Origin of the sequence: Hyalangium sp., from assembly GCF_045802625.1 — a bacterium.
In the GTDB taxonomy this organism is placed as follows: Bacteria; Myxococcota; Myxococcia; order Myxococcales; family Myxococcaceae; genus Hyalangium.
On record NZ_JBJMQP010000132.1, the window covers coordinates 15,602 to 41,805 of the forward strand.

At 69.5% G+C, this 26,204-nt stretch carries 21 protein-coding genes; 13 read left to right on the forward strand and 8 right to left on the reverse strand.

The window, feature by feature from the left end; translation table 11 throughout:
- Positions 1–53: 53 nt before the first annotated feature.
- Complete coding sequence (locus tag ACJ8AT_RS24610; RefSeq protein WP_407740279.1) at positions 54–1,439, reverse strand: serine/threonine protein kinase; 1,386 nt, start codon at positions 1,437–1,439, stop codon at positions 54–56.
- 141 nt (positions 1,440–1,580) lie between these two features.
- Between ACJ8AT_RS24610 and ACJ8AT_RS24615 the strand changes: the two genes are divergently transcribed.
- From ACJ8AT_RS24615 to ACJ8AT_RS24630, 4 genes are read left to right on the forward strand one after another with little or no spacing between them, the layout of a single operon-like run.
- Positions 1,581–1,988 (forward strand): thiol-disulfide oxidoreductase DCC family protein, encoded by a 408-nt coding sequence (locus ACJ8AT_RS24615; protein ID WP_407740280.1) that lies wholly within the window; start codon positions 1,581–1,583, stop codon positions 1,986–1,988.
- A 51-nt stretch (positions 1,989–2,039) separates the two neighbouring features.
- Positions 2,040–4,607, forward strand: a complete 2,568-nt coding sequence (locus tag ACJ8AT_RS24620) for an AAA family ATPase (protein ID WP_407740281.1) — start codon at positions 2,040–2,042, stop codon at positions 4,605–4,607.
- Positions 4,608–4,665: 58 nt separating this feature from the next.
- Complete coding sequence (locus ACJ8AT_RS24625) at positions 4,666–6,960, forward strand: vWA domain-containing protein (RefSeq protein WP_407740282.1); 2,295 nt, start codon at positions 4,666–4,668, stop codon at positions 6,958–6,960.
- 14 nt (positions 6,961–6,974) lie between these two features.
- Positions 6,975–7,535, forward strand: coding sequence for a PspA/IM30 family protein (locus ACJ8AT_RS24630; RefSeq protein ID WP_407740283.1), 561 nt, complete (start codon positions 6,975–6,977; stop codon positions 7,533–7,535).
- Position 7,536: 1 nt separating this feature from the next.
- On the opposite strand, the gene ACJ8AT_RS24635 is transcribed toward ACJ8AT_RS24630, so the two are convergent.
- On the reverse strand, positions 7,537–8,418 hold the full coding sequence (locus tag ACJ8AT_RS24635) for a diadenylate cyclase (protein ID WP_407740284.1): 882 nt from the start codon (positions 8,416–8,418) through the stop codon (positions 7,537–7,539).
- Between the two features lie 129 nt (positions 8,419–8,547).
- Here ACJ8AT_RS24635 and ACJ8AT_RS24640 point away from each other — a divergent pair, with 129 nt between their 5' ends.
- Positions 8,548–8,910 carry a TraR/DksA family transcriptional regulator gene (locus ACJ8AT_RS24640; RefSeq protein ID WP_407740285.1) on the forward strand — a complete coding sequence of 121 codons (363 nt, stop codon included), beginning with the start codon at positions 8,548–8,550 and terminating at the stop codon, positions 8,908–8,910.
- A 43-nt stretch (positions 8,911–8,953) separates the two neighbouring features.
- Here ACJ8AT_RS24640 and ACJ8AT_RS24645 read toward each other — a convergent pair whose 3' ends face one another.
- The gene (locus ACJ8AT_RS24645; RefSeq protein ID WP_407740286.1) at positions 8,954–9,709 is read right to left on the reverse strand and encodes an FHA domain-containing protein; all 756 of its coding nucleotides are present in this window, start codon (positions 9,707–9,709) and stop codon (positions 8,954–8,956) included.
- 200 nt (positions 9,710–9,909) lie between these two features.
- Here ACJ8AT_RS24645 and ACJ8AT_RS24650 point away from each other — a divergent pair, with 200 nt between their 5' ends.
- Entirely contained in the window at positions 9,910–11,556 is a 1,647-nt protein-coding gene (locus ACJ8AT_RS24650; RefSeq protein WP_407740287.1) for a protein kinase domain-containing protein, read from the forward strand.
- Positions 11,557–11,572: 16 nt separating this feature from the next.
- On the opposite strand, the gene ACJ8AT_RS24655 is transcribed toward ACJ8AT_RS24650, so the two are convergent.
- A complete protein-coding gene (locus tag ACJ8AT_RS24655) occupies positions 11,573–12,898 on the reverse strand; it encodes an FHA domain-containing protein (protein ID WP_407740288.1) in 1,326 nt (441 codons plus the stop codon).
- 152 nt (positions 12,899–13,050) lie between these two features.
- Between ACJ8AT_RS24655 and ACJ8AT_RS24660 the strand changes: the two genes are divergently transcribed.
- A complete protein-coding gene (locus ACJ8AT_RS24660; RefSeq protein ID WP_407740289.1) occupies positions 13,051–15,261 on the forward strand; it encodes a RelA/SpoT family protein in 2,211 nt (736 codons plus the stop codon).
- Positions 15,262–15,343: 82 nt separating this feature from the next.
- Positions 15,344–15,730 carry a RidA family protein gene (locus ACJ8AT_RS24665; protein WP_407740290.1) on the forward strand — a complete coding sequence of 129 codons (387 nt, stop codon included), beginning with the start codon at positions 15,344–15,346 and terminating at the stop codon, positions 15,728–15,730.
- A gap of 85 nt (positions 15,731–15,815) precedes the next feature.
- Here the strand turns inward: ACJ8AT_RS24665 and ACJ8AT_RS24670 are convergent, their stop codons facing one another.
- Positions 15,816–17,795, reverse strand: coding sequence for a DsbA family protein (locus ACJ8AT_RS24670; RefSeq protein ID WP_407740291.1), 1,980 nt, complete (start codon positions 17,793–17,795; stop codon positions 15,816–15,818).
- Positions 17,796–18,023: 228 nt separating this feature from the next.
- Between ACJ8AT_RS24670 and ACJ8AT_RS24675 the strand changes: the two genes are divergently transcribed.
- On the forward strand, positions 18,024–18,278 hold the full coding sequence (locus tag ACJ8AT_RS24675; RefSeq protein ID WP_407740292.1) for a sulfurtransferase TusA family protein: 255 nt from the start codon (positions 18,024–18,026) through the stop codon (positions 18,276–18,278).
- A 22-nt stretch (positions 18,279–18,300) separates the two neighbouring features.
- Here the strand turns inward: ACJ8AT_RS24675 and ACJ8AT_RS24680 are convergent, their stop codons facing one another.
- Positions 18,301–19,212 (reverse strand): ABC transporter ATP-binding protein, encoded by a 912-nt coding sequence (locus ACJ8AT_RS24680; protein WP_407740293.1) that lies wholly within the window; start codon positions 19,210–19,212, stop codon positions 18,301–18,303.
- Positions 19,209–19,994: an ABC transporter permease gene (locus ACJ8AT_RS24685; RefSeq protein WP_407740294.1), complete on the reverse strand. Its 786-nt coding sequence runs from the start codon at positions 19,992–19,994 to the stop codon at positions 19,209–19,211. The genes ACJ8AT_RS24680 and ACJ8AT_RS24685 overlap by 4 nt, the downstream gene beginning before the upstream one ends.
- 116 nt (positions 19,995–20,110) lie before the next feature.
- On the opposite strand from ACJ8AT_RS24685, the gene ACJ8AT_RS24690 reads away from it, so the two are divergent.
- Positions 20,111–21,817 (forward strand): penicillin-binding transpeptidase domain-containing protein, encoded by a 1,707-nt coding sequence (locus tag ACJ8AT_RS24690; protein WP_407740295.1) that lies wholly within the window; start codon positions 20,111–20,113, stop codon positions 21,815–21,817.
- 87 nt (positions 21,818–21,904) lie between these two features.
- Here the strand turns inward: ACJ8AT_RS24690 and ACJ8AT_RS24695 are convergent, their stop codons facing one another.
- Positions 21,905–23,059, reverse strand: a complete 1,155-nt coding sequence (locus ACJ8AT_RS24695; protein WP_407740296.1) for a DUF4388 domain-containing protein — start codon at positions 23,057–23,059, stop codon at positions 21,905–21,907.
- A 21-nt stretch (positions 23,060–23,080) separates the two neighbouring features.
- Between ACJ8AT_RS24695 and ACJ8AT_RS24700 the strand changes: the two genes are divergently transcribed.
- The 3 genes from ACJ8AT_RS24700 to ACJ8AT_RS24710 all read left to right on the forward strand — a co-directional run bounded on the left by ACJ8AT_RS24700 (position 23,081) and on the right by ACJ8AT_RS24710 (position 26,150).
- Entirely contained in the window at positions 23,081–23,359 is a 279-nt protein-coding gene (locus ACJ8AT_RS24700; RefSeq protein ID WP_407740297.1) for a glutaredoxin family protein, read from the forward strand.
- A gap of 128 nt (positions 23,360–23,487) precedes the next feature.
- Complete coding sequence (locus ACJ8AT_RS24705) at positions 23,488–24,489, forward strand: GGDEF domain-containing protein (protein ID WP_407740298.1); 1,002 nt, start codon at positions 23,488–23,490, stop codon at positions 24,487–24,489.
- A 20-nt stretch (positions 24,490–24,509) separates the two neighbouring features.
- On the forward strand, positions 24,510–26,150 hold the full coding sequence (locus ACJ8AT_RS24710) for a sigma 54-interacting transcriptional regulator (RefSeq protein WP_407740299.1): 1,641 nt from the start codon (positions 24,510–24,512) through the stop codon (positions 26,148–26,150).
- The last annotated feature ends 54 nt before the right edge of the window (positions 26,151–26,204 follow it).

The following is a 26,204-nucleotide window of genomic DNA, read 5'->3' on the forward strand; positions in this document are numbered from 1 at the left end:
CCTAGATAACTTGGCGCGTCGTCACCTCGGCCTCGATGTGCTGGATAAGGTCCTCACGGATTCTGCGAGGGCTCGGAGGTGGGGGCCCGCTTGCGGCCCGGAGGGATGATGGGCACGTAGCAGGTGCCCTTGAACATCTGGCCGCCGAGTTCCTCGCATTTCTCAGGCTCCCACTCCGCCCAGCACCCTCCGTTGAGGGCGACCAACCCTTTACCGGCGCAACGCCCCTTCTCATCGGGCCGCACCTGTCCTGGCTGCGGTTCGGGCAGGGAGTCCTCGATCATCGCCTCGTTCGTGGAGCCCGAGGGTGGCGGATCCAGAGCCGCGATCGTTGCGGCATCACCAAGCCCTGCGGTGCCTGCATCCGGGGAGTCGTGCCTCGCGGGCTCCGCACGTGCCACGGAGGGCGGCTCCAGGGGCTCATGGGAAACAGTCCGAGTCCGCCCCTGCCAGAGGGCCAGGGCCAGCCCCGCCGCTGCCGCTGGCAGCCAGAGCCATGCGAGTCTCCGGGGCGCTCGCGCCCTGACAGGTGGCCGGGAGGGGCTCACCGGTGAGACAGGCTCCAACTCCTGCGCCAGTTGGGCCGCGGTGCCGCGCTGCTCGGGGTTGACCGAGAGCAGGCGCACAATGAGAGGGCGCAGAGAAGGATCCACCACGAGGTGGTTCCTGAACGCGCGAGGCAGGCGCACGCCCTTCAAGTGCCAGGTGCCGTGCTCATCGCGGAAGGGCTCGGACAGCTCCGGGTACTCGCCGGTGAGCAGGCGGCAGGCGGTGACGCCCAGGGCGTAGAGGTCATCGGCTGCACAGGGCCGGTAGAGGGCAGTGGAGCTTCCGTGGAATTGGATCTCGAAGAGCCAGGACTGGGGCGAGCGGTAGAGCGGGGTGCCCGGAAAGCCCATGGCCGGAGTGAGGGCGGGGGCGCCCGGGTAGAGGCCGGTACCGAAGTCCATGAGCATGGCCCTGTCATCCGAGCGGCGCACCAGGACATTGTCGCCCTTGAGGTCTCGGTGGACAGCACCTTGAGCGTGGAGGACCGCCAACGCTTGAGCCAACTGGGCCAGCCAGCGCCGCATCCGCTCGGGAGCCGGAGGCTGAAGCCGGGCCTGCTCATACAAGGGCTCGCCGTCCACCCACTGAAGGACGAGGAAAGGATGAAGCGTGCCGGTGGGAGACTGCCAGGAGCCCTGATCCAGCAGACGAGGAATGCTGGGGTGTTCACACCGGGAGAGCAACTCGCGCTCACGAGCGAAGCGAGGGTCTGCTGGAAGCAGAGCCAGCTTCAGTGCCACGGGGGAGGCGTGTGGGGGGTGGCAGGGCACGGCACGGTACACAGCGCCGTAAGCACCGCCACCCGCCAAGGCCTGCACGCGCCAATTTCCCAGCACCGTGCCCGGAGCCAGCAGCGCGGGGTGGAGTGCGAGGGGAGAGGGGCTGTGCATGGCGCGCCTGGGAAGAAGGAGGGACGGCTGTGGTCTTCCCGGTGCAGCCTACCTCACGCGTAGGAGTGCCGGGGAGTGACTCCAGAATTCACCCACGAGCGCGCAACCCAGGCGTTATACCTCGGGAGCAAGAGGTGACGCGTGACGGCGCTGATGACCACGCCCCCGGGGCACGACGTGATCCTGTTCGACGGGCACTGCCGGTTGTGCAGCGCGGCCGCTCGGAAGTTCGAGCGCCTCCTGGGCAGCCGGGGGACGGAGCTGCGCTCGTTCCGGGAGGAGGGCGGCCTTGCTGCCTTCCCGGGCCTCTCCTACGAGCGGTGCGAGCAGGCCATGCAGCTCGTCCAGGCGGATGGCCGCGTCGTCGAGGGCGCGGAGGCCATTGTCCAGGCGCTGGGGCGCCGCGTGTGGGGCAAGCTGCTCTACGTCTACTATGTCCCAGGGCTGCGGCAGCTCGCGGACGCCGTGTACCGCGGGGTCGCCCGGTACCGCTTCCGCATCGCCGGGCGGGAGTGCCCGGACGGTGCCTGCGCGGTGCACTTCAAATAGACGCCACGTGGGGGCTAACATGCGGCCCTCCTCGCTTTCGCCCGTCTACCCGTGACCCACCCCACGACGTCCCATCCCCACGCCGCGCAGGCCTTCCGTCGCTTCTTCGGAGAGCTGCGTGAGACGTACCTCGAGCGAGAGACGCTCTTCACCCAGATCGAGCTGGCGCTGCTGTGCCGGGAGCACGTGCTCGTGGTGGGCCCCCCCGGCACAGCCAAGAGCGCCATCGCCAGCGCGGTGCTCGGGCGGATCCTCGACGAGACGACAGGCGGCCCGTCGCTCTTCGCCAAGCAGATCGCCGAGTCCACGGTGCAGACGGACCTCATTGGCCCGGTGGACTTCAAGGTGCTCACCGAGACGGGCCGCACCGAGTACATCACCGATGACGGCATCCTGGGCTCCGTGCACGCGTTCCTCGACGAGGTGTTCGATGGGCGCGACATGCTCTTGCGCTCCATCCTCAACGTGCTGCACGAGCGCGAGCTCAAGCACGGCCGCCGGGTGACGAGCGGGCGCACCGAGTGCGCCATCATGACGAGCAACCGCTACCTCTCGGAGGTGCTGTCGCGCTCGCCGGAGCTGCTGCTGGCCTTCGCGGACCGGCTCAGCTTCATCAACTTCGTGCCCAAGTCGTTCGCCCGGCGCGCCAGCCGCGCGGCGATGCTCCACCGCTTCATGCACGGCTCGCGGCCGGAGTTCCGGGCCGTGCTCACCCTGCAGCAGCTGGATCTGCTCCAGGAGGCGGTGGAGAAGGTGAACGTCTCCAGCCAGGTGCTCGAGGGCGTGGAGCTGCTGGCGGATGGGCTGGAGCGCTCGCTGTCGGCGCAGGTGTCCAAGCTGCCGGACTACGTGCCCACCAAGTACTTCTCTCAGCGCTCGGTGGTGAAGGCGCTCTGGGCGCTCAAGGCCGCGGTGGTCAGAGATCAGATCTACCAGCACCCGGATCGTCAGCTCGAGGCGACCATCGAGGATCTGGACTCGCTGCGCTGGTTCTTCCTGCTCGGAGGGCCGCCCGCCGCCGAGGCCGAGGCGCTCCTCAAGGTGGCGGTGGATCCACGCGAGCGGGCCCAGCTCGAGATCGTCCGGCTGGAGCAGAAGACGTTCGACGAGACGCTCGCCAAGGTGCGCAACGAGCTGGTCTCCGGCGTGGAGCGCGAGGCCTCCGCGCTGTCCGCCGGGGAGGATGTCTCGGCCTCCGAGGCGCTGGCGCGCAGCTTCCAGCCCGGGCTGGCGTCCATCACCGCTCAGCGGCTGCTGGTGAAGCTCGTGCCGGGGCCGCGGCACCGGGACAACCGGGCGCCCTTGCTCGGAGCGGCGCGCGGCCTGATCACGGCGGTGGAGCAGCGGCTGGCGCGTGGGATGACCTCCCAGGGAGAGCCCGGCGCCGCCGCGGCCCCCAACACTCCCGAGGGGCGCGGGGGGCTCCAGCTCCTGACGTCCTTCAAGGACACGCTGGAGCTGTCCCGGTCCGTCCCCGAGCTGCGCTCGTACTTCAGCTCGCTGTGCGAGGCCTCCGCGCGGCTCTTGGAGCAGATGCTGGAGATGATCGCCCTGTCGGCCGAGGGCGTGGAGTTCGAGGACGGGCTCAAGATCGAAGGGCTGGTCGCGCTGGCCGACAACCTGGAGGAGGAGATCTCCCAGGTGTCCGCGCTGTCGGGCCTGCTGGCCGAGGGCGCTCCCGCGGCGATGGAGCGGCTCCGGGTGGCGGACGTGGCGGTGCGCCGGCGCGTGGTGGCCTCGATGCGGCGGCGCGCGGCGGCGGCCTTCCAGGCGCCCAGGCCCGCGGGCAAGCGCGATCCGTTCGAGGCGCTCTCCACGGACTCGCGGCGCCTCACCCAGCTCGAGAAGTCGCTCAATGCGCTGGATCCGTCGCAGCCCGGGCTGAAGCAGGAGCTGTTGCAGCCGCTCGGGCTGGCCTACGCCAAGCAGGTGCTCAGCACGACGCCGTTCGATCGCATCGAGCAGTACGCGCGGGCCGCGCAGATGGTGGCGGAGAACCTCCGGCAGGAGGGTCTGGCGCCCGATGCCGTCATCACCGAGTGCCGCGAGATCATCGAGCAGCGGCTCGTCGAGCACGCCCGCACGCTGGCGCGCGAGGTGACGAGCCCGCCTCCGGCCCCCACCGCCGTGATCAACGGTGACGCGTACACGTTCTATCGCAACAGCTTCTCCGTGCGCGCTCCGGATGGAGAGCTCGCCGCGCTGCTCGGGCTGGACAACCAGCTCGCCTTCGCGCGGCCCCAGACGGCGGCCTCGTTCCTCTCGGAGGGCGTCCGCCAGGCGGTGGCGCAGGCCGAGCTGGTCTTCGCCCATACCCGCATCAAGTACCTGCGGAGCTGGCTGACGCAGCTGCTGACCGCGCTGATGCCGGAGCTCGAGTCCCTCAAGGGGAAGACGGAGGCGGAGCGCACCTTCGAGCGGCTCGTGCGGAGCCGGTTCCCGCTGCTCGCGCTCAAGGAGGGCGAGCTGGTGCGGCTCCGAGGGGTGCTGGGCACGCTCGGGGCGATGCAGGGCGAGCTGGGCGAGGCCGCGCGCAAGCTGGGCCTCCAGCTCCGAGGCATCGACGAGGACTTCGGGCGCTTCAGCAAGCGCGTGCTGGAGATGCGGTCCACGCTGTGAGTCCTCGGGCCTGCCAGTTCGGTGTGCCGCCTGAGGCGGCGCTCGGGAGGCCTTGAGCATGCTGGCCCCTCGCCTGACAGAGCTGCGCCAGCGGCTGGACGCGCTCCAGCAGAGCGTCGCTCGCCCTTCGGGCATGGTGGGCTGGGCGCTCGGGCTGACGGCGCCGAAGGACGTGGAGCTCGCGTGTCCCACCATCGCGGCACTGGATAAAGAGCTGGATCGGGTGGGCGTGCACACCCTGGCGGACGCGCACCTGCTGCGCTCGCTCGGCGTGCGCAAGGGCAGGGCGGGGCAGCTCGCGGAGGCGCTGGGCGCCCGCGCCCACGAGGCGTTGGAGGAGTTCGAGGTCCGCCTGCGTCAGGTGGAGCGTGCGCGCCGGGCCGGGGAGATGCCGCCGGGAGCGAGGACGTCGCTGGAGCGGGGCTTCGTGCAGCTCGCGAGGGTGGTGAAGGTGGCGGACGTGTTCGCCGCCGCGCCGGGGTCCAAGCCTCCGCCGTTCGAGATCCTGCCAAGCCGCTCCTACGCCTGGAAGGGCCGAGCGCCCACCAGCGCGCGCATGGCCATCGCCGAGTTCCTCGCGGAGCGGGCGCGGGAGAACGTGGACGACGTGATCCAGAAGCGGCGCGATCTGGATCTGGCCCACGAGGTGCTGCTGCGGCTGGGCTCGGACCACGATCGGGACCGAGGCGTGGTGCTGCGCCGGGAGGTGGCCGAGGCGCGCGAGCGCACCCGGGCCAGCCCCACCGTGCGCTCGCTCAACGAGCTGGTGAAGCACGTGCGCCACACGGCCCGGCGCTCGCCGGGAGAGGCCTACCACTCGCTCAAGGGGCTCTACGAGCGGGCGGTGGAGGCCGGGGACACGCAGCTCGCCGCGGCGGCCCGCTCGGCGCTGGAGCCGATGTTGCCCTCGAACGGGCGGACGCGGGCCCTGGTGGAGCAGGCCGAGCGCCAGGAGCTGACCCGCTGGTTCGGCGAGAAGCCCCAGGTGCGGGAGGGCGAGGTGGAGGAGGGGCTCCAGGAGCAGGCGCCGAAGAAGTCTCGCGCGGACGATCTGCTGGCGGACCTGGCCTTCTCGTTGGATCCCGAGCAGCTCGCGGCCTTCGAGCTGGCGGCGGGCTGCGCGCGTTACTTCGACGTGGAGGACTCGCTCTCCGAGGACATCGTCCAGGTGGACACCCAGGCGCTGCGCCCCGTGCCCAAGCGCGTGCCCTACCCCACGCAGATGATGAACTTCGAGACGACGGGCAGCCTCCACGAGGTGCACAACTTCGTCGTCACGGATCCCCGGCTGCTCGTCTACGATCTGGCCGCCAACCGCCAGACGGTGCGCGCCTACCTCGAGGAGGAGCCGCCGCCCAAGCCCAAGAAGATGAAGCGCACCGCCGTGCGCGTGTACGTGCTGGATGCCTCCGGCTCGATGCACGGCGCCCGCGCCCGGTTCCGCGACGCCATCATCATCGCCGAGCTCAACAACCTGCGCGCCAAGGCCCGCCAGGGGCTGCCCTTCGATCCGCTGTACTTCTCCTTCTTCAACGACTCGCCCACGGAGTTGGCCCGCGTGGACACCGCCGCCGAGGCCACCCGGCAGATCGAGAAGCTCTTCCGGCAATCGCCCGCCGAGGGCCAGACGGACATCACCCTGGCGCTCATGGCGGCGTTCGACTCCATCCGGGCGGCGCAGGGCAGGGATCCGTACCTCGCCCGCGCCACCGTGGTGCTCATCACCGACGGCGAGGACCGGGTGGACATGGAGCTCATCCGCCGCACCCGCGCGCCCATGGACTCGCTGACCATCGCGCTGAGCTTCATCTCGCTGGGCGAGGAGAACACGGACCTGAAGTCCCTGGTGCAGGAGCAGCGCTCCCAGGGCGGCCGGGCCTTCTACCACCACCTCTCCGACGAGGAGATCCAGTGGGCGCGCACCGAGTTCGATGCGCCCTGGCGCACGCTGCTCCCGCATGACGCGCCCGAGACTCCGGACAACCTCGACGCGCTCTGGCCGCACCTGGAGGCGCTGGAGGCGGTGGCCTCCAAGCGCGGCGCCAGCTCCTCGCCCGTGGCGGTGGAGGCCTCCTTCGACGCGCTCTTCCCCGAGCAGGCCCAGGCCCAGAAGCGCGAGGCCGTGGGCCAGGATGTGCTGGCGCGGGTGACGGACATCCTGGATGCCATCGCCGAGGCCGCTTCGCTGGCGCCCGCGGACCGCCGGGCCACCGAGAGCGTGATGCTGCTCCAGCATCTGCTGGGTATCTACCAGTTGACGCCAGCCCGGTACCTGGCGGCCCTGGCGGCGGGAGGAAAGCCCCTCCAGGACAACCTCGCGAGGGTTCGCCTCCTCTGCCGTCCATTCGGGTAGGCTCGCGCCCGGACATGCCCTTCCTTTTCTGGCGAAAGAAGAAGGAGACGCGGCCCGCGGATCCGCTGGCGGCCTTCGATCAGCTCATCGAGGATCTGGAGCGCCAGGCGGCCGAGGTCCGCAAGTCCGCGGCCACGCTGCTGGCGCTCAAGGGGGAGCTGACGCGCTCGGTGGAGCGCTACACGCGCCGGCTGGCGGACATGGCCGAGCGCTCCAAGGTGGCCGAGTCTCGCGGCGACACGAAGGCGGTGCAGGTGCTCCAGCGGGATCGCGAGCAGACGGAGGCCCTGCTCAAGTCCACGAAGGATTCGCTGGAGCGCGTGGAGCCGGACTCGCGGCTGCTGCTGGAGGCCGCCAGCGACGTGGGGACGCGCGTTCAGGAGCTGCGCACCGAGCGCCAGAGCGCCTCGGCGCGGCTGGTGGCGGGCACCCTGGTCAGTGGCGCGATGCGCGAGCAGGTGGAGCGCATCGAGAAGGTGCTCGCGGTGGACGCCGCCCGGGACGAGATCGAGCGGGCCCACCAGCTCGCGGAGATCTACCGCGAGGAGCGTCAGGCCGGGGAGAAGGCGGAGTAGGCTACGTCCGGCGCGCGGTCTGGTGCAGCTCCAGGACGATGTCGCCGCCCTTGAAGAGCCGCACCGCGCCCGACGTCTGGCTCACCACCAGCGAGATGCAGTGCGTGTTCGAGGTGATGCCCGCCGCCGCCGCGTGCCGGGCTCCCAGGCCCAGGGGAATCTTCACCATCTCGTCCCCGGCCGACAGGTAGCGGCCCGCGGCCAGCACCACGCCGTCCTCGCGGATGATGAACGCTCCATCCAGCACGGAGAAGTTCTTGATGGCCTCGCGGATCTTCGGATCCAGCACGTTGCGCTCAGCCTCGGACAGCCCCTGGAACGGGTTGATCGTGAGCTGCCGGCTCTTCTCCAGCACGCTCGTGTGGTCCCCGATCGTGATGATCGTCCCGATGGGGTGGCCCTCGAAGCCCTCCTGGCCGATCTGCAGCGCCAGCTGGATGAGCGCGTCCACCACCTGCGAGTTGAACTCCTCGCCCAGCTTCACGCCCTCGATGGCCACCCGGTCATCCAGCGAGCCGCCGATGCGCATCTGCATCAGCGTGTCCGGCGCCCGGCCTACCTTCCCGGTCATGCAGAGCACCAAGTCCCCCTCCTTGAACGCTCCCTGGGAGAGCGCGGACACGAGGGCCACCTTCACGCGCTCCGTGCGCGAGTAGTCATAGGCGGGGATGACGAGCGCCCGGAGCTTCCGGTGGATGTACTCCTGGGCGATCTTGTCGGCGGTGACCGCGTAGATCAGCTTCTTGCGGGCCGGCCGCCCCCGCAGATCCTCCGGCGGGATGGGCACGTCGCAGATATACAGGAAGTGATCCACGTCATGTCGGGCCGCCAGGGAGAGGGCCGAGCGCAGGAACTCCCGGTCGAACTTCGAGCTGTCGCTCATGATGATTCTCCTCTCTGCCACCCCATGGGACGAATGGGCACCTTGACACTACGGTCCATGTGAATAAAGCTTTCGGGCCTTTTTTTTAGGGGGACGGGGTCGTTTTTCTCGCCCATCGGAGCGAAGGCTGTGAACCAGAAAGATCTCAAGCGGTACAAGAAGATGCTCGAGGACAGCAAGACGGCGCTCCTCGATAGCGCGAAGAAGACCCTCGTAGAGGAGTCCAGCTTCGACACGGATGATCTCCCGGACGAGATTGATCAGGCCTCCTCCGAGTACGCCCAGTCCATGGTGTTCCGGCTGAGAGACCGTGAGAAGTTCCTTCTCCAGAAGATCGAGAAGGCGCTGCAGCGCATCGAGGATGGCTCGTTCGGCATCTGCGAGCGCTGCGAGGAGGACATCTCCCCCAAGCGCTTGGAGGCCCGCCCGGTCACCACGCTCTGCATCCGCTGCAAGGAGGAGCAGGAGAAGAAGGAGCGCTCCTACGGATGAGCGCCAGGGGCCTGGGGCCGCGTGAAGCCGCGCGGCCCCCGCCTCACACCAGCGCTTGGATCTCCACCCGGAGCAGCTGGCGGCCAATGAGGAGGTGGTCGCCGTTGTCCACGAAGGAGGGGCCCGCCAGGCGGATGAATGTGCCGTTGGAAGAGCCGACGTCTCGCACCATGAGCTGATCCTTGCGGACCGTGAGGACGGCGTGGCGCCCGGAGACGAAGCCGTCGGTCGGGAACGAGATGTCGCCGTGCTCCCGACCCAGCAGGTTGTCCCCCTCCTTCAGGGGAAAGGCCGCCCCGCGCATGCCTCCTTCGAGGTACTGCACCAGACGCAGCCGGTAGCCCGCGTCCGGCGAGCCCCAGACCTGGGCGCCTCCAGGCCCCGCGGACGCGGCGGAGATGGGCTCGAGCACCAGCCGCTGCCGGCCCAGCCGCAGCTCGCCGCCGGTGGTCAGCTCCCGCTCCTGGCGCAGGCGGACGAAGACGCCGTTGGCCCCGCCCACGTCCTCCACCGCCAGCCGCACGCCCGAGAAGAAGAAGCGGGCCTGCTCGGGCATGACGAAGGGATCATCCGGCAGCTTCAGGTCTCCCTGCTGGCCGCAGGTGAGCGTGTCCCGGGTCATCCGGACCACGGACTCCGGGCCGCCATCGGCGCGTACCACCCGGAGGGACACCTGGGGGCGCGGAGCGATCTGGGACACCGCCATCACCAGCGTGCCCGAGCGCATGGGCGCGCCGCAGGACTGGCAGATGGAGGCGTCGTCTGGGTTCTCGGCGTCGCAGCGGGGGCAGAAGGTCATGGCAAGGCACCCCCCTCATATCAAGGCCCGGGCGAGGTTGCTCGCTTCGCGAGCACGGCTTGATGCGGACCCACTCGGCGTGTTGAACTCCAGCCTCCACACCTCACGACACCGAGACGGAACACGCCTTGCGCTGCCCCACCTGTGGCTCAGACGCCGGAGAGACTTCCAGGTACTGCCCTTCCTGCGGCTCTACCCTCGTGCGCAGCGCGGCCGAGGCCGATGAGTACATTGGCCAGACGCTCGCCAAGAAGTACCGGGTGGAGGCGCTGATCGGCGAGGGCGGCATGGGCAAGGTGTACCGGGCCCGCCAGCTCGCCCTGGACAAGCCGGTGGTGCTCAAGGTGCTGCGCCAGTCCCTGCTGTCGGACGAGCGCACCGTGGCCCGCTTCCAGCGCGAGGCCAAGGCCGCCAGCCGCCTCAACCACCCCAACTCCATCAGCATCCTGGACTTCGGCCAGGCCGAGGACGGCGCGCTCTTCATCGCCATGGAGTTCGTCCCGGGGCAGGACCTGCACCAGATCCTCAGCCGCGACTGGCCGCTGCCCGAGTCTCGCGTGGTGCGCATCGTCAGCCAGGTGCTCTCCGCGCTCTCGGATGCGCACGGCGCCGGCGTCATCCACCGGGACTTGAAGCCCGAGAACATCATGCTGGAGCAGCGCCGCAACGATGCGGACTTCGTGAAGGTGCTGGACTTCGGCATCGCGAAGATCACCGACACCACGGGCGAGGACTCCCCGCCGCTCACGCGCGCCGGCTTCGTGTGCGGCACCCCCGAGTACATGTCCCCCGAGCAGGCGCGCGGCGCGCAGCTCGATCACCGCTCGGACCTGTACGCGGTGGGCGTCATCCTCTACCAGCTCACCACGGGGCTGCTGCCCTTCGAGTCCGACTCGGCGGTGGGCTTTGCCACCAAGCACCTCACCGAGGAGCCTCCGCCGCCCACCAAGCGCCGGCCCGAGGCGCGCATCTCCCCGGGCATGGAGCGGCTCATCCTCCGCGCCCTGTCCAAGGATCCGAACGATCGGCCGGGCAACGCCGAGGCCTTCAAGGCGGAGCTGCTCGCGGTGGACCGGGAGCGGCGCCGGATGGACTCCACCCGGAGCCGGCCCCCCGCCTCGCAGCAGGCCGCGCCGGTGTCCTCTCCGGTGCTCGCGCCGCTGCCGCGCCGGGCCACCGGGGGCGGCCACATCGACACGCAGCCGGGCACCGATCCGGGCTGGGGCTCCAACGAGCCCACCATGGAGGCCACCGTCCGGGCCATCCCGGAGCTGATGCAGACGATGCAGAACCCGATGCCCATCACCAGCGACAAGACGGAGGCCATCGTGCCCACCGTCTCGGACGAGGGCGGGTTCGGCTTCTTCAAGGCGCTCACCATCACGCTGCTGCTGGCCGCGCTGGCGATCGCCGCGTACTACTACTACACCAACTACGGCGCCGGCTCGGCGCCCGAGGTGTACTCGCCGGTGCCGTCCAATGCCCCCGTGCCGGGCCAGACGAGCGGCTCGGTGGGGCCGGATCTCACCAAGCCGCTGTACGAGCAGGAGATCCCCGTCCAGAACCGGAACGCGCAGGCGGCGCGCGAGGCCGAGCTCGAGGGCGATCGCCAGGTCCAGCGCGGCTACCTGGGCATGGCGGCCACCGAGTACAAGAAGGCCTTCGGCTTCGATCCCAAGCCGGCGCTATCCCTCAAGCTCGGCGAGGTCTACTGGCAGAACAGCCGGCCGGACGAGGCGCGCGCCTGGTGGGCGCGTCACCTGAGGGATGCGCCCAGCTCCAAGGCCGCCGACTACATCGCGCAGACCTTGAAGAGCGTGGGCGCCATGCCCACTCCGCAGCAGTAGGCCCGCGGGCCGCGCTTCAGCCCAGCAGCTCCACCTGGAACACGTGCTGGCCAATGCGGACGCGGTCCCCGGGGCGCAGCTGGCGCTCGGTGCCCGGGGCGATCCGCACGTACGTGCCGAGGCCGCCGGACAGATCCCTCAGCGTGGCTCCGGTGGCGGTGGGGCTGAGCTCACAGTGGCGGCCGGCGAGCCCCTCGTCCTGCGGGAAGCTGAAGTCACAGTGCGCCTGGCCGATGGTGAGCAGCGCGGTGGCCGCCACCACGGCGCGGCCCGCTCGCCCTCCCACGAGGATCTCCTCCACGGCGTAGATGGCCTGCCCGAGCGGCACCGGCGCGCCGTAGATGACCGGCTGCCCCGGCTGGGCGATGGGGATCTCGATGCGGCCGGTGAAGCGGAACAGCCGCGAGCCCGCGCTGAAGAGCGATCGGGGCGCGATGGTCTCGGTGCCGGGGATGGTGACGTAGACGCCCGAGGCGCTGTTCTCGTCGCGGACGAAGAGCGCGCCTTCCCTCACGAGGAACGTCGCGTGCAGAGGGGAGACGAACGCATCCTCCTGCAAGAGGATGGCGCCGCGGCTGCGGCCCACCACGCAGCCGGTGACCGGGAGCTTGTAGCGCTGGCCCCGCGTCGTCCCCGCAACCACCGTGAGCCCGAACCGTGAGGCCGCGGGCGCCTGGCGGGGGGCGGCAGCGGCGGGTGCGGCCACGGGCGGAGCTGCCGGCGCGGCCACGGGCGGAGGTGCGGACGCGGCCACGGGCGGAGGTGCGGACGCGGCCACGGGCGGAGGTGCGGACGCGGCCACGGGCGGGGCCGCAGGCGCTGCCACGGGCATGGGCATGGGCGCCGGCCTGGGCATGGGCGCGTCGGGGACGGGGGGAGCCGAGCGATCGACGGGCACCGGAGGGGCCGCACGTGGCCCGGTGCCTGTCCGGGGAGGGGGCGCCTCCGCGATCTTCGGGCGGGCGCCCGAGGGCGGTTGGGGCGCGGCGACGCCAGGGCGAGGCACCGCGACCGGCGCCACCAAGGGCACCGGCGGGCCGGGCCGGGTGGCGGGCGCGGGCTCGACGGGATGGCCCGCCGCCGTGGGGGGAGGCGTCCGAGCGGAGGGCTTCAGCCCCGGGGGCGCGTTGGAGGCCGGCGCCGCACGCGGGGAGGTACCCGAAGGGGCTGTAGGCCGCTGCCCGGCCGCCGGGCGAGCAGGGGCGGCCCGAGGCGCGGGGGCGGGTGCTGGCGCATCGGCCACCGAGGCCCCGCACTGCGCGCACACCGCCGTACCGGGCGGATTGTGGCCGTCACAGTTCGGGCAGACCACGGCGAGTGCGGACAGCAGGAGCTGTGACATGGGCGGGGGCGACTTTAGGGGTGCGTAAAACGTCGGGTCAACGAATGCGACACGGTCCGGCTGGGGGCTGGCAAGGGGTGCAAGTTCAACAAGAGAGAACCTGCGACGTTGCCCCCTCTGATTACGAAAGTTACGATTGCGGCTGTTTCTTCATGATTCGCCTGAACGACATCCTCCAGCGGGTTGCCTCCTATCACCCGGACCCCGATCTGGACATCATCAAGAAGGCGTACGTCTACTCGGCCAAGGTGCACCAGGGCCAGCTCCGCAAATCCGGGGAGCCCTACCTGGTCCACCCGCTCGAGGTCGCCGGCATCCTGGCCGAGCTCAAGCTCGACGAGGCCTCCATTGTCACGGGCTTGCTCCATGACACCATCGAGGACACCCTGGCCACCGCCGAGGAGCTCACCGAGCTGTTCGGCCCCGAGGTGGCCCAGCTCGTCGACGGGGTGACCAAGCTCTCCAAGTTCTCGGCCTCCGCCACCCTCTCCCAGGAGGAGAAGCAGGCCGAGAACTTCCGGAAGATGATCATCGCCATGGCGCAGGACATCCGCGTCATCCTGGTGAAGCTGGCGGACCGCACGCACAACATGCGGACCCTGGACCATATGTCCGAGGAGAAGCAGGCCCGGATCGCCCAGGAGACGCTGGACATCTACGCCCCGCTGGCCAACCGCCTGGGCATCAGCTGGATCAAGATCGAGCTGGAGGACTTGTCCTTCCGCTACGTGAAGCCCCAGGAGTTCTTCAACCTCCAGGAGAAGCTGAACAAGCGCAAGAAGGAGCGCGAGAAGTACATCGATGACACCAGCGCCCTCATCCGCACCAAGCTGGAGGAGCGCGGGCTCAAGGGCGACGTCAGCGGCCGCTTCAAGCACGTCTACAGCATCTACAAGAAGATCAAGCAGCAGGGCATCGAGTTCGATCAGATCCACGACATCATCGCCTTCCGGATCCTCATGCCCACGGTGCCCTCGTGCTACGAGGCGCTGGGGCTGGTGCACCAGCTGTGGAAGCCGGTGCCGGGGCGCTTCAAGGACTTCATCGCGATCCCCAAGCCCAACATGTACCAGTCGCTGCACACCACGGTGATCGGCCCGCTGAGCGAGCGCGTGGAGGTGCAGATCCGCACCCCGGAGATGCACAAGATCGCCGAGGAGGGCATCGCGGCGCACTGGAAGTACAAAGAGGGCAAGGTCCTCATCTCCAAGGACGACGAGAAGTTCGCCTGGCTGCGCCAGCTCATGGAGTGGCAGCAGGACCTGAAGGACCCCAAGGAGTTCCTCGAGACGGTGAAGGTGGACCTCTTCACCGACGAAGTCTTCGTCTTCACCCCGAAGGGGGACGTGAAGAGCCTGCCGCGCGGGGCCACCCCGGTGGACTTCGCCTACTCGGTGCACTCGGACGTGGGCGGGCGGTGCGTGGGCGCCAAGGTGAACGGGAAGATCGTCCCGCTGCGCTACAAGCTGAAGAACGGGGACATGGTGGAGGTGCTCACCAGCCCTCAGGCGCACCCCTCCAAGGACTGGCTCACCTTCGTCAAGACGAGCCGCGCCCAGCAGCGCATCCGCAACTTCATCAAGCAGCAGCAGCGCGACAAGAGCCTGCAGCTGGGGCGCGAGCTGGCCGAGCGCGAGCTCAAGCGCTACCAGTTCAACCTCAACAAGCTGACGAAGAACGGCGAGCTGAAGAAGGTCGCCGAGGAGCTGGGCTACCGCATTGAAGACGATCTGCTGGTGGCCATCGGCTACGGGAAGGTGACGCCGCAGCAGCTCGTCCAGCGCATCGTGCCCCAGGAGAAGCTGGCCGCCGAGGAGCGCCCCGCGCCCAGCAACACCTCCTCCAACGGGGACGGCAACGGCTCCTCCATGCTGCCCGGCCTGTCCCGGGTGACGGACCTGGCCAAGCGGCTGGTGGGGCGCACCAGCCGCAGCGGCGTGCAGATTGGCGGCGTGGATGACGTGCTCGTGCGCTTCGGGCGCTGTTGCAACCCCGTGCCGGGAGACCCCATCGTAGGCTTCATCACCCGGGGGCGCGGCGTCACCGTGCACACGGACAACTGCGAGAAGGCGCTGGCCACGGATCCGGATCGCCGCGTCGACGTGTCCTGGGACGTGCGAGGCGACTTCAAGCGGCCCGTCACCCTGCGCGTGCTCACCGCGGACCGGCCCGGCCTGCTGGCCGACATCTCCAACACCTTCTCCAAGAAGGGCGTCAACATCTCCCAGGCCAACTGCCGCGCCACCGGGGATGACCGCGCGGTGAACACCTTCGAGGTGACGATCTCGGACCTGAAGCAGCTCACCGACTTGATGCGCGCCATTGAACGTCTCAACGGCGTGCACTCCGTCGAGCGCATCTGAGCGCTGCCCGCGCGGGGATTCGTGCTAGAGCCCCCCCTCGGACCGCGGCCGGCGGACGGCCGCTTCAACCCGAGGTGTCCTCATGGCACGCAAAGCCATCCACTCCGACAGCGCCCCCCAGGCCATCGGCCCCTACTCGCAGGCCATTCAGGTGGAGTCCGGGAAGATGACGTTCCTCTCCGGGCAGATCCCCCTCAACCCGAAGACCATGGAGATGGTCCAGGGTGACGCCGCCGCGCAGGCCGAGCAGGTGATGCAGAACCTGAAGGCCGTGCTCACCGCCGGCGGGCTCGACTTCTCGCACGTGGTGCGCTGCACCATCTTCCTCACGGATCTGGCCGACTTCGCCAAGGTGAACGAAGTCTATGGCCGCTACTTCACCGCCGCCCCGCCGGCCCGCGCCACCGTGCAGGTGGCCGCGCTGCCCCGCGGCGCCAAGGTGGAGATCGACGCCATCGCCGTCTCCTGAGCCCCTGGCTCTGAGCTCTGAAAACACAGAGGCCGCCGGACTTGGGAGTCCGACGGCCTCGGAGACTTCAGGGCAGCGGTGAGGACTACTTGGTGTCCTTGGCCACCGTGCCGCCCTGGGCCTTCTTCAGCTCCTCATCGATCACCTTCTTGAAGTTCTCGATGGGCTGCGCACCCACCACGCTGCGGCCGTTGATGAAGAAGGTCGGCGTGCCGTTGGCGCCCACGCGCATGCCCTCGGCGGAGTCCGCGTCCAGCGCCGCCTTGAACTTGTCGGTGTCCAGGGCCTGCTTGAACTTGTTCATGTCCAGCTTGAGCTCCTGGGCGTACTTCTCCAGGTCCGCACGCTCCAGCGCGCGCTGGTTGGCGAAGAGCTTGTCGTGCATCTCCCAGAACTTGCCCTGCTCGCCCGCGGCCATGGCGGCGGTGGCGGCCAGGTGCGCGTGCGAGTGGAAGGGCAGGGGCTGGTGCTTGAAGGCGATCTTGATCTTGCCCTTGTACTCGTCCTCCAGCTGCTTGAGGGTCGGCGTGACGCGGCCGCAGAAGGGGCACTCGAAGTCGGAGAACTCGACGATGGTGACCGGAGCGTTGGCGGGGCCCTTCACCGGCGCCTTGCCGACCTCGATCTTCTGCACCGGGGGCTCGGCCGGAGCTCCGTCCTCGGAGGGAGGCGGCGCGTTGCCCGCCGACTCCATGAGCTTGGCGTAGAGCTCCTCGGGCTTCACGCCGCTGGCCAGCAGCTTGTCCGCCTTGGCCATCTCCTCGTCGATGGCCTGCTTGAAGTTCTCGAAGGGCTGCGCGCCGACGACCTGGCGGCCGTTGATGAAGAAGGTCGGCGTGCCGTTGGCGCCCGCCGCGCTACCGGCTCGGGAGTCCGCGTCGATCTGCGCCTTGAACTTGCCGCTGTCCAGGGCCTGCTTGAAGCGGTTCATGTCCAGGTGCAGCTCCTGGGCGTACTTCTCCAGGTCCGCGCGCTCCAGGGCCTTCTGGTTGGCGAACATCTTGTCGTGCATCTCCCAGAACTTGCCCTGCTCGTGGGCGGCCATGGCGGCCTCGGCGGCCAGGTGCGCGTGCGAGTGGAAGGGCAGGGGCTGGTTGCGCCACACCAGGCGCACGTTCTTGCCGTACGTCTCCTTCACCTTGGCCAGCGTGGGCTCCACGCGGCTGCAGAAGGGGCACTCGAAGTCGGACCACTCGACGATGGTGACCTTGGCGGTCTTCTCACCCTGCACGGGCGCGTCCGCGGGGACCTCCACCTTGCGCGGGCCCGCGGCCTGCTGCGGCTGGGACGGCTGCGGCGGGGCGGCGCGCGTCTGGCCCTTCTCGGTGACGGCGGCGTAGACTTGGCCCGGCTTGGTGCCGCTCCTCACCATCGCCTCGGCCTTGGTGACCTCCTCGTCGATGATGGCCTTGAAGTTCTCAATCGGCTGCGCGCCCGAGAGCAGGCGGCCGTTGATGAAGAAGGCCGGGGTGCCGTTGGCGCCGAGCTGACCGGCCAGCCCCTGATCGCGGTCGATGATCTGCTGGAACTTGGAATTGGTCAGGTCCTTCTTCCAGCGGTCCATGTCGAGGCCCAGATCCTTCGCGTACTTCTCGAAGTCGGCGTCCTCGAGCGCGCGGGCGCCAAAGAGCTTGTCGTACATCTCCCAGAACTTGCCCTGCTCACCGGCGGCCATCGCCGCCATGGCGGCGGGCTTGGCGCGGGGGTGGAAGGAGAGCGGGTTCTGCTTGAAGACCACGCGGAGCTTCTCGCCGTACTGCTCGCGGAGCTTCTCCACGGTGGTGTAGGCGCGGGCGCAGAACGGGCACTGGAAGTCGGAGAACTCGACGACGGTGACGAGCGCGTCATCGCTGCCGCGGCGAGGCGAGTCCTCGAGGGGGACCTTGAACACGGTCGGGTCCGCCGGGCGCGAGGGCTTCGCGGCCGGGCTGGGCGCCGAGGGCGCGTTCGCGGCGACCTGTGCGGTGCCGCTGTCATTGCTCTTGGCGCTCCCAGTGGTGGCCTTGCCACCAAAGAACCCGAGCACCAGGCCCACTACCAGGGCCACGATCACGTTGGCTTTCATATGTCCGTTCTGCTCCTTGCGTCTCAGCGTCTCAGGTCCATCCCCTGCGTGGCGACCCCAGACCGGGTAAGGAAGGCGGGGCTAGATACCAGAGGGAAATCCGGCCACGCAAGCCGAGCCGTCATACCCCGACGGCCTCCCCACCACTCCTAGAGGCCCGGAAACAGGAGGCTTTTCCGGAAAATTCCCCCTCACGTACGCCTCCAGGGGCATGTCAGAGTCGCATCCATGGAAGCGGCCGTTCGCGTGGACACCTCGGGGGCTGCCTGTCCGGTGCCGATTCTGGAGATCGCCAAGGCCATCCGGCGCTTGCCCGAGGGCGCGCTGGTGGAGCTGATCTCCACGGATCGAGGCCTGGAGGCGGACCTGCCCGCCTGGTGCGAAGCCACCGGGCACACCCTCCTCCGCATGGAGCGCCGAGGGGCGAGCTACGTGGGATGGGTGCGCAAGGCAGGTAGGAAACCGGAGGGCCACGGGCCGTAGTGGCACGGGCGGCCGGAGAGTTTCAAAGAATCTGCAGCACGCGCTCTTCCAGCCGCTGGCCGCGGTGGACGCCGAGGATCAGCACTCCCGTCTGGAGCAGGTGGCCTACCGTGCGGCTGATCACCTCCTCGGGCTTGTGGGCCTGGCCGTCGAAGCGGACCAGGAGCACGCCGGGAGACTCCATCTTCGCGGCGGTGACGCCGGGCAATTGGGTGAGCTCCGGGGGGAGGACCTCGCCGCGGGCGATCTGCACCCGGAACTCCGCGCCCTGGCCGGTCAGCTCGGACATGGCTCCGGCCTTGGCCACGGTGCCGCGGTCGAGGATGGCCGCCGCGTCGCACAGCTCCTCCAACTCCTGGAGGTTGTGGCTGGAGACCACCACCGTCTGGCGGCCCTTCATGTCCCGGATGATCTGGCGCACCTGGGCGGCGATGCGCGGATCCAGCCCGGCGGTGGGCTCGTCCAGGAGCACCAGCGGCGGCTGTCCCATCATCGCCTGGGCCATGGCGGTGCGTTTGGCCATGCCGTGAGACAGGGCCTCGGTGCGCGTGCCCCAGGCCTCCGCCAGTCCCACCTTGTCGAGCGCCTCGCGGGCCTCGCGCTCGGGCTGGGCGAGCACCGAGAGCCGCGCCCAGTACGTGAGCAGCTCGCCGACCTCCCAGCCGGGAGGCAGGAGGGCGTCCTGGGGTAGGGCGCCCAGCTTGCCCTTGAGGGCTCCCGGCGTGGTGGGCGTCACGCCCATGACCTTGAGCGCGCCCTCGGAGGGGTGGAGGAAGCCGCACATCATCGAGAAGGCGGTCGTCTTGCCGGCGCCGTTGGGGCCGATGAGGCCGTACACCTGCCCCTGGGGGATGGAGAGGGTGACGGCGTTGACGGCCACCTTGGGGCCGAAGCGCTTGGTGACCTGGAACAGTTCGACGGCGGGATCGCTCACAGGTCCCTCGCGCGCAGGACGGCGTAGGAGCCGCCGAGGAAGACGACGGTGAAGCAGGCATAGGCCAGGGCGCTGAGGCCGAACTCGCTGGGCACCGTGCTCAGCAGGTTCGTGGAGTAGTACGAGGGGGCCAGGTAGCGGATGTAGGTGAGGAAGGACTTGCCCTCGAAGTACCAGCCGGCCAGCTCCATCACCAGGAAGGTGAGGACCATGACGAAGTTGAAGACGAGGCTCAGGCCCGAGGTGCGGAACAGGCTCGAGCACAGCGAGGTGAGCGCCACGTAGGCCAGGGCGAACACGAGCGTGGCCAGCCACACCTTGAGCAGGTTCAGCACCAGGGCGGAGAAGACGAAGTTGGGGTGGGCGAAGCGCGCGTAGATGAAGAGGCCCACATCGATGACGAACACCAGACCCACCAGCAGCGAGGCCTGCACGAGGAACTTGCCCAGCAGCACCGAGGACACACGCGCACGCACCGTGAGGTAGCGGATGGAGCGTGGGCCCACCTCGCCGCTGATCTGATCGAAGCCCATCAGGGCCACGTACACGGGCAGGAACCAGAGGGTGATCTTGAAGATCCACGCCACGTCCTGGGGTAGCTGCTCCAGCGCCGCCATGCCCTCCATGTCCAGGCGGGCGTTGCGCGCCACCAGGGTGGCGATCAGCAGCACCACCAGGGAGAACATGCTGTAGAGCCCGAGCAACACCAGCGTCCGGGCGCTGCGCACGGCCCGAAGGGTCTCGGCGCTCCAGACCACCGCGATTTCTTTGAGTCCGTCCAAGGTGGCGGCACCCTAGTCAAATCTTCAGGGTTGCGGCCAGTTTCCACTACTCCGAGAGCAGCCGAGGAGGCGGGCATGGACAGGCCCTGCCAGAGATCTAGGATCAGGCCCTCTCCATGCCGGACTCTCGCCACGTTCTCGCCGCGCTGATTCTGCCTCTCGCCCTGGTGCTCGGGGCGATGGGGACCGCCACGGGTGCTCCCGAGGCCCCTGCTGCCTCCGAGGCGGCTGTACCGGATGCCGGGACTCCCGTTGCCACGGTGGAGGTGCCGGATGCGGGCGTGGCGGAGGCGGGGCTGGTGCCGCCCATGCCGGTGCCTTCGCGCAAGGACGCGCCTCCGCTCACGCGCGTGCGCACGCTGTCTCGTAAGGAGGATCTGCTCTCGCGTGCGAAGCTGCGCAAGGACGGGCGGCTGGTGGTGCCGGGGCCCGAGGGCGAGGCGACGCTCACGATTGATCCGACGCTGCAGGAGCAGCTCACCCGCATCATGCAGGACTACCAGGTTCCGTATGGGGCGGCGGTGGTGATCGAGCCCTCCACGGGCCGGGTGCTGGCGCTGGCGGAGCACTCGCAGGCGCAGCCGGATCTGCGCGGGCTCACGACGCGAGCGGTGTTCCCCGCGGCGAGCATCTTCAAGATCGTCACCGGCAGCGCGCTGCTGGAGGCGGGGGTGTCTCCCGACGAGGAGGCCTGCTTCCACGGCGGCAAGCGGCGGATCGACGAGCGGCTGCTCGAGGACAGCACGCGCGACGGGGCGTGCTACTCGCTGGCCGCGGCGTTGGGCAAGAGCGCCAACGTGATCTTCGCGAAGATGACCAAGAAGTACCTCGCGGCGGATGCGCTGCGGCGCATGGCGGCGCGCATGCGGTTCAACCGGCCCATCTCGTTCCCGATCCCCACGGATGTGTCGCTGGCCTCGATTCCGGACGATGAGTTCGGGCTGGCCGAGGCGGGGGCGGGCTTTGGGGACGTGTACCTGTCTCCGCTGCACGGCGCGGCGCTGGCGGCGGCCTCGGCCACGGGCGTGTGGAGGGATCCTGTCCTCTTCGAGCCCACGCCGGGTGCGCCTCCTCCTTCTGGCGAGCAGGTGCTGCCTCCCGAGGTGCAGCGTGCGCTCGCGGACATGATGGAGCAGACGGTGAAGAACGGCACCGCGCGGCGCATCTTCCGCGAGCGGGCCTTCCGGGTGCCGGGCGCGGTGGGGAAGACGGGCACGCTGGCGGACAAGAGCCCGTTCCATGACTACTCGTGGTTCGTGGGTTTCGCGCCCAAGGATCACCCGCGCGTGGCCGTAGCGGCGATCGTCGTCAATGATCCGCTGTGGCGCATTCGGGGCACCTGGCTCGGGCGCGAGGCCATGCGTCTGGCGCTGGAGCGGCTCCCGGCACCGCCGCAGGCCGTGGCTGCGAAGACGGCTCCACCTGCCGCGGAGCCTGCGGTGGCGGAGAAGGCGGCTCCGGCGTCCGCGGCGCCCACCGTGGCGGAGAAGGCGGCCCCGGCCTCGTCCGAGCCGGTCGTGGCGGGCAAGTCGGTCCCGACCTCCGCCGAATCCTCCGTTGCTGAGAAGGCCGCCACGCTGTCGGTTCAGACCGTGGCGGGGAAGGCGGCTCCGGCGGTGGTGGAGCCCGCCGTGGCGGGGAAGTCGACTCCCTCGATCGTCGAGCCGGCCGTGGCGGGAAAGGCGACGACACCCGCCGTTCAGCCCGCAGTCACCCTGCCAGCCCCCTCGAAGCCCGAGGGCCAGGAGGAGGACGACGAGTCGGAGGAGGGCACAGTGGAGATGACGGCGCCCGCGGGCCTCGCCAAACCCCCTCAGCCCTGAGTCCGAGTACGGCCTGGGCCTCGTCGCCTACCAGAATCCCACGGCCAACCGAGGGGCCACCTCCCACTCGGACATGAAGCACCTGGCTCAGGCGCGGTTGAGCTTCACGAAGCCGCTGTCCAGGAAGCCCTGGAAGTACTTCAGCGCGTCCAGCTCGTGCAGCGGCGAGACGCGGACGATCGCCGCCACGTCCCGCTTGCCGTCGATGCGCGACAGCAGGTAGCGCTCCGGCGCGCTGAGCTGCATCGTCTTGAGCCGCGCCTGCGGCACCTGCAGCGTGGGCACCGTCGACGGCTCCATCAGCATCTGCCGCAGCGCCTCATGCAGCCCCACCTCCGCCTGCCGGAGCAGCTCCGCCGTGTCCGCCGAGGGCGCCATCTCATGCGCCTGGCGCGCCAGCACCTCCGCGTCCCGGAAGTTCTGGGCCTCCAGGAACATGCGCACCGCCTGGAGCACCTCCTCCACCGAGGACTCCGAGCCGAGGATCTGCGGCTGGCTCTTCGGCTCCGGGGGCACCACCGGCGCAGGGGCGGCCTCCTCGCGCACCTTCACCGCGTCCCGCCGGTACAGCGCATACAGCCGCTGGTACAGGTAGAAGTCCGAGGCGTGCAGCGCCAGCGCCATCTCGTCGATCGTCAGCCCGTCCTTGATCAGCTGCACTAGGCGCTCGTCCATGCTGCCGGGCTGGCGCGGCTCGGCCAGCCTCCGCTCGTCCACCGTCAGCCGCGCACCCCCCGAGGGGAACGCCGCCCGGATGGCCTGCCACGCCGTCTCCCGGAACTCGCCCTCCCGGTAGATGTCCTGAAGATCAATCCGCACGTCCAGGCCCTCGCTGGGGCCGGACGCCCCCAGGGGCTCGAACTCGAACTCCCCCTCGGGCCACTCGAAGGCGTCCAGCAACATCTCCCGGAACTTCAGGCTCAGCGTGTTCTGGACCGTCGCCTCCGGCACCATCCCCTTCATCACGAGGATCTTCCCCAGCAGCAGGTCCGTCTCCCGCTGGGCCTCGAACGCCCGGCCGAGCTGATCCTCGGTCAGGTGCCCCATGTTGATGAGGAACTGGCCCAGGTACTCTCGCGGCTGGTTGGAGCTGGCGCTGATCACCGAGCCTTCGCTCAGTGTGAGTTCTTTGAACACGCCGCCGCGCTGAAGCCGCAGCTTGCCGGAAACCCGACGGTTCCCCAGGTAGTTGACGACGTCCCGGAGGGGCATCGTCCCAAAGTCTCCTGACAGGCCCTGCATTGCTGAGCATCCTGCATCGCCATGAAGGTGGATATCTACTCGAAACCCTCTTGCTCGCTCTGTGACGAGGCGATCACCGTCGTGGAGCGCGTCCGTGCTCGCATCCCCTTCGAGCTCAGGATCATCAGCATTCTGGAGGATCCGGCGGGCATGATGGCGTGGCGCTACGACATCCCCGTAGTCCTGATTGACGGTGAGGTGGCCTTCAAACACCGGGTGGACGAGGCCGCCTTCGAGGCGCGGCTGCTCCAGGCCCAGGGTGGCACAGCGGTTGCTCAGATCCACACCCGAGATGAGTAACGAGGTGCCCTTCTCCTGGAAGTTCAAGAGGATGGCAAGGCCAAGTCGGGGAGCAGGGCTGTAAATCTGGGTGGGATGGCGAGGGGCGCGGTGGGTAAGAAAGTTCTGGGTGAGGGTAGGAGGTTGGAGTGGCGGCGCTAAAGCGCAAGCACGGCGCGAGGGCTGGGGGACAGCCAACCGTGCTCCTCGTGGAGCCCCGGGCGGAGGATCTCGAGTCCACGCGGGCCCTGCTGGTGGAGGCGGGCTTCCGGGTGGTGCCGCTCACGCGGTTCGATGCGGCGGCGCCGCTGTTCGAGGTGATCCGGCCGGATGCCGTGGTGCTGGCCGCGCAGGCGCCGGACTTCGCGGCGGTGGCGACGGTGCGCCGGCTGCGGCAGGTGGGCGGCAGCACGGTGCCGCTGTTCTACCTGGTGGATCCGGCGGATCCCGAGGCCTGGCGCTACTGCGTGGAGAAGGGGCAGTGCGTGGACATCGTCCCGCGCACGGGCGTGGGGGCGGTGCTGGCGCTCAAGCTGCACGCGCAGATCCGGCTCAGGGACGCGGTGCTGCGCGCCGCCGAGGGCGCGGACGCGGGCACCGGGCTGGTGCTGCATGATCCGCTCACCGGGCTCTACAACCGCGCGTTCCTGCTGGCGCAGATCGGCCTCGAGGCGCGGCGCGCCGAGCGCTACGGCGGAGTCTTCTGCGTGGCGGCGTGCTCGCCCCAGCGGCTGCGGACGTTCCGCAAGCAGCACGGGAAGGCGCTGGCGGAGCGGCTGCTCGTGTACACCGCGGTGGTGCTGGGGCAGACGGTGCGCGAGTCGGACGTGGTGGCGCGGGTGTCCGAGGACGAGTTCGCGCTGCTGCTGCCAGGCACGGCGGCCGAGGCGCTGCCGGGAGTGTTGCGGCGCATCGCCGCACGGTTCGAGTTGGCGCGGTTCCAGGTGGAGGGCAAGGCATTGCGAGCGTCGTTGAGCCTGGGGGCGGTGAGCTTCCCGGACATGGTGGGGGCCCCCATGCAGTTGCTGAGTGGGGCGATTCAACAGATGCGCCGGGCGCAGGGTGCGTCCGTGGGCGGCGGGCAGGGGCCGGCTGTCGGGGCGAGAGATGAGGCGAGTGGACCGGAGCTGGCGGTCACACTTTCTTCGTAAGGGCGAGGGGAGACGAGGGGATGGATCGGATCGCGGTGCTGGTGGTGGACGACGAGGAGTCGGTGCGGACGTTCCTGGCCGAGCTGCTCGGGAACGCGGGGTACCAGGTGCGGTGCGCCTCGAGTGGGGCGCAGGCCCTGGAGATGCTGGAGGGGGGCTCGTTCGACGCGGTGCTGTTGGATGTGGTGATGCCGGAGATGAGCGGCCTGGAGGTGTTGCGGCACTACCGGAGCGCGGGGGGCACGGCGCCCGTGATCGTCCTGTCGGCCCTGGCGGGCGCGGATGACGCGGTGCGGGCCTTGAAGATGGGGGCCAGCGACTACCTCTCCAAGCCGTTCAGCAATGACGAGCTGGAGGATGTGCTGGGCCGCGCGCTGGGGACGCGGGCTCCGGCTCGGCAGGCCGTGGCGCCGGGGCCGGCCCGGTCGGCGGGGCCCTCGGTGCTGGAGAGCCTCAACGAGGCGCGGGTGCTGATCTCCTCCTCTCCGGCGATGCGCCGGGCGCGTGCGCTGGTGGAGCGGATCGCCGACACGGACGTGCCGGTGCTGCTGCTGGGCGAGTCCGGGACGGGCAAGGAGGTGATTGCCCGGGAGATCCACGCGCGCAGCCAGCGCCGGAGCCGGCCGTTCATCAAGGTGAACTGCGCGGCGCTGCCGGGCGAGCTGCTGGAGAGCGAGCTGTTCGGCCACGAGCGGGGTGCCTTCACCGGCGCGACGGCGGAGAAGCCGGGCAAGTTCGAGCTGGCGGACCAGGGCACCATCTTCCTGGACGAGATCGGCGAGATGGCGATCCGGCTGCAGGCCAAGCTGCTCCAGGTGCTGCAGGACGAGGAGTTCTTCCGGGTGGGTGGCAAGAAGAGCGTCCGGGTGGACAGCCGCGTGGTGGTGGCCACCAACCGCGATCTGGAGAAGGAGATCGCGCTGGGCAACTTCCGCGAGGACCTCTACTACCGCCTCAACGTGGTGGCCATCCGCCTGCCGCCGCTGCGCGAGCGCATGGAGGACGTGGTGCCGCTGACGGACCACTTCCTCAAGAAGTACGGGCGCCACTACATCAACGGCGTGTCGGAGCTGCCCGCGGAGGTGCTCAAGGCCTTCACCACGTACGACTGGCCGGGCAACGTGCGCGAGCTGGAGAACATGGTGCGCCGGCTGTGCGTGCTGAAGGATCCGACGCTCGTGCTGGACGAGCTCCGGGACGGTGGCCGTACTCCCGCCAGCGCTCCGTCGCTGCCCACCTCGTACGCGGGGGACGATGGTCTGCCGCCTCCAGCGCGGGCTCCGGAGCCGGAGCCGGTGCGTCCGCCGCCCAGCTCCTCCGTGCAGGTGCTGGAGATGCCGCCTCGGGGTGGGGCTCCTGTGCCTCCGCCGACCGTGAGCGAGCTGCCCGCCAACCAGGTGGCGCCGCGGTACAACAACCCGTTCGACATTCCTCAGCCTCCGCCTCCGCCTCCGAGCATGCCGGTGGGGGAGATGTCGCTGAAGGACATCGGCAAGCGGGCGGCGATGCTGGCCGAGCGCGAGGCCATCCTCGCCATGCTCCAGCGCACCGCGTGGAACAAGCGCAAGGCCGCGGGCAAGCTGCGCATCAGCTACAAGGCGCTGCTCTACAAGATCAAGGAGTGCGGGATCGTCGACCCGCGAGCCAGCGCCGAGTTCTGAACGGATGGAGCCGAGGGGCGTCTCTCCGCCCCTCGGGCAGCCGGGACCTGGCAG

What these genes read in the sequence shown, in the direction of transcription:
- ACJ8AT_RS24610 (WP_407740279.1), bottom strand. Translation starts at nt 1,439, where the DNA reads ATGCACAGCCCCTCTCCCCTCGCACTCCACCCCGCGCTGCTGGCTCCG.
- ACJ8AT_RS24625 (WP_407740282.1), top strand. Translation starts at nt 4,666, where the DNA reads ATGCTGGCCCCTCGCCTGACAGAGCTGCGCCAGCGGCTGGACGCGCTC.
- ACJ8AT_RS24630 (WP_407740283.1), top strand. Translation starts at nt 6,975, where the DNA reads ATGCCCTTCCTTTTCTGGCGAAAGAAGAAGGAGACGCGGCCCGCGGAT.
- ACJ8AT_RS24635 (WP_407740284.1), bottom strand. Translation starts at nt 8,418, where the DNA reads ATGAGCGACAGCTCGAAGTTCGACCGGGAGTTCCTGCGCTCGGCCCTC.
- ACJ8AT_RS24645 (WP_407740286.1), bottom strand. Translation starts at nt 9,709, where the DNA reads ATGACCTTCTGCCCCCGCTGCGACGCCGAGAACCCAGACGACGCCTCC.
- ACJ8AT_RS24655 (WP_407740288.1), bottom strand. Translation starts at nt 12,898, where the DNA reads ATGTCACAGCTCCTGCTGTCCGCACTCGCCGTGGTCTGCCCGAACTGT.
- ACJ8AT_RS24660 (WP_407740289.1), top strand. Translation starts at nt 13,051, where the DNA reads ATGATTCGCCTGAACGACATCCTCCAGCGGGTTGCCTCCTATCACCCG.
- ACJ8AT_RS24665 (WP_407740290.1), top strand. Translation starts at nt 15,344, where the DNA reads ATGGCACGCAAAGCCATCCACTCCGACAGCGCCCCCCAGGCCATCGGC.
- ACJ8AT_RS24670 (WP_407740291.1), bottom strand. Translation starts at nt 17,795, where the DNA reads ATGAAAGCCAACGTGATCGTGGCCCTGGTAGTGGGCCTGGTGCTCGGG.
- ACJ8AT_RS24675 (WP_407740292.1), top strand. Translation starts at nt 18,024, where the DNA reads ATGGAAGCGGCCGTTCGCGTGGACACCTCGGGGGCTGCCTGTCCGGTG.
- ACJ8AT_RS24690 (WP_407740295.1), top strand. Translation starts at nt 20,111, where the DNA reads ATGCCGGACTCTCGCCACGTTCTCGCCGCGCTGATTCTGCCTCTCGCC.
- ACJ8AT_RS24695 (WP_407740296.1), bottom strand. Translation starts at nt 23,059, where the DNA reads ATGCAGGGCCTGTCAGGAGACTTTGGGACGATGCCCCTCCGGGACGTC.
- ACJ8AT_RS24700 (WP_407740297.1), top strand. Translation starts at nt 23,081, where the DNA reads ATGAAGGTGGATATCTACTCGAAACCCTCTTGCTCGCTCTGTGACGAG.
- ACJ8AT_RS24710 (WP_407740299.1), top strand. Translation starts at nt 24,510, where the DNA reads ATGGATCGGATCGCGGTGCTGGTGGTGGACGACGAGGAGTCGGTGCGG.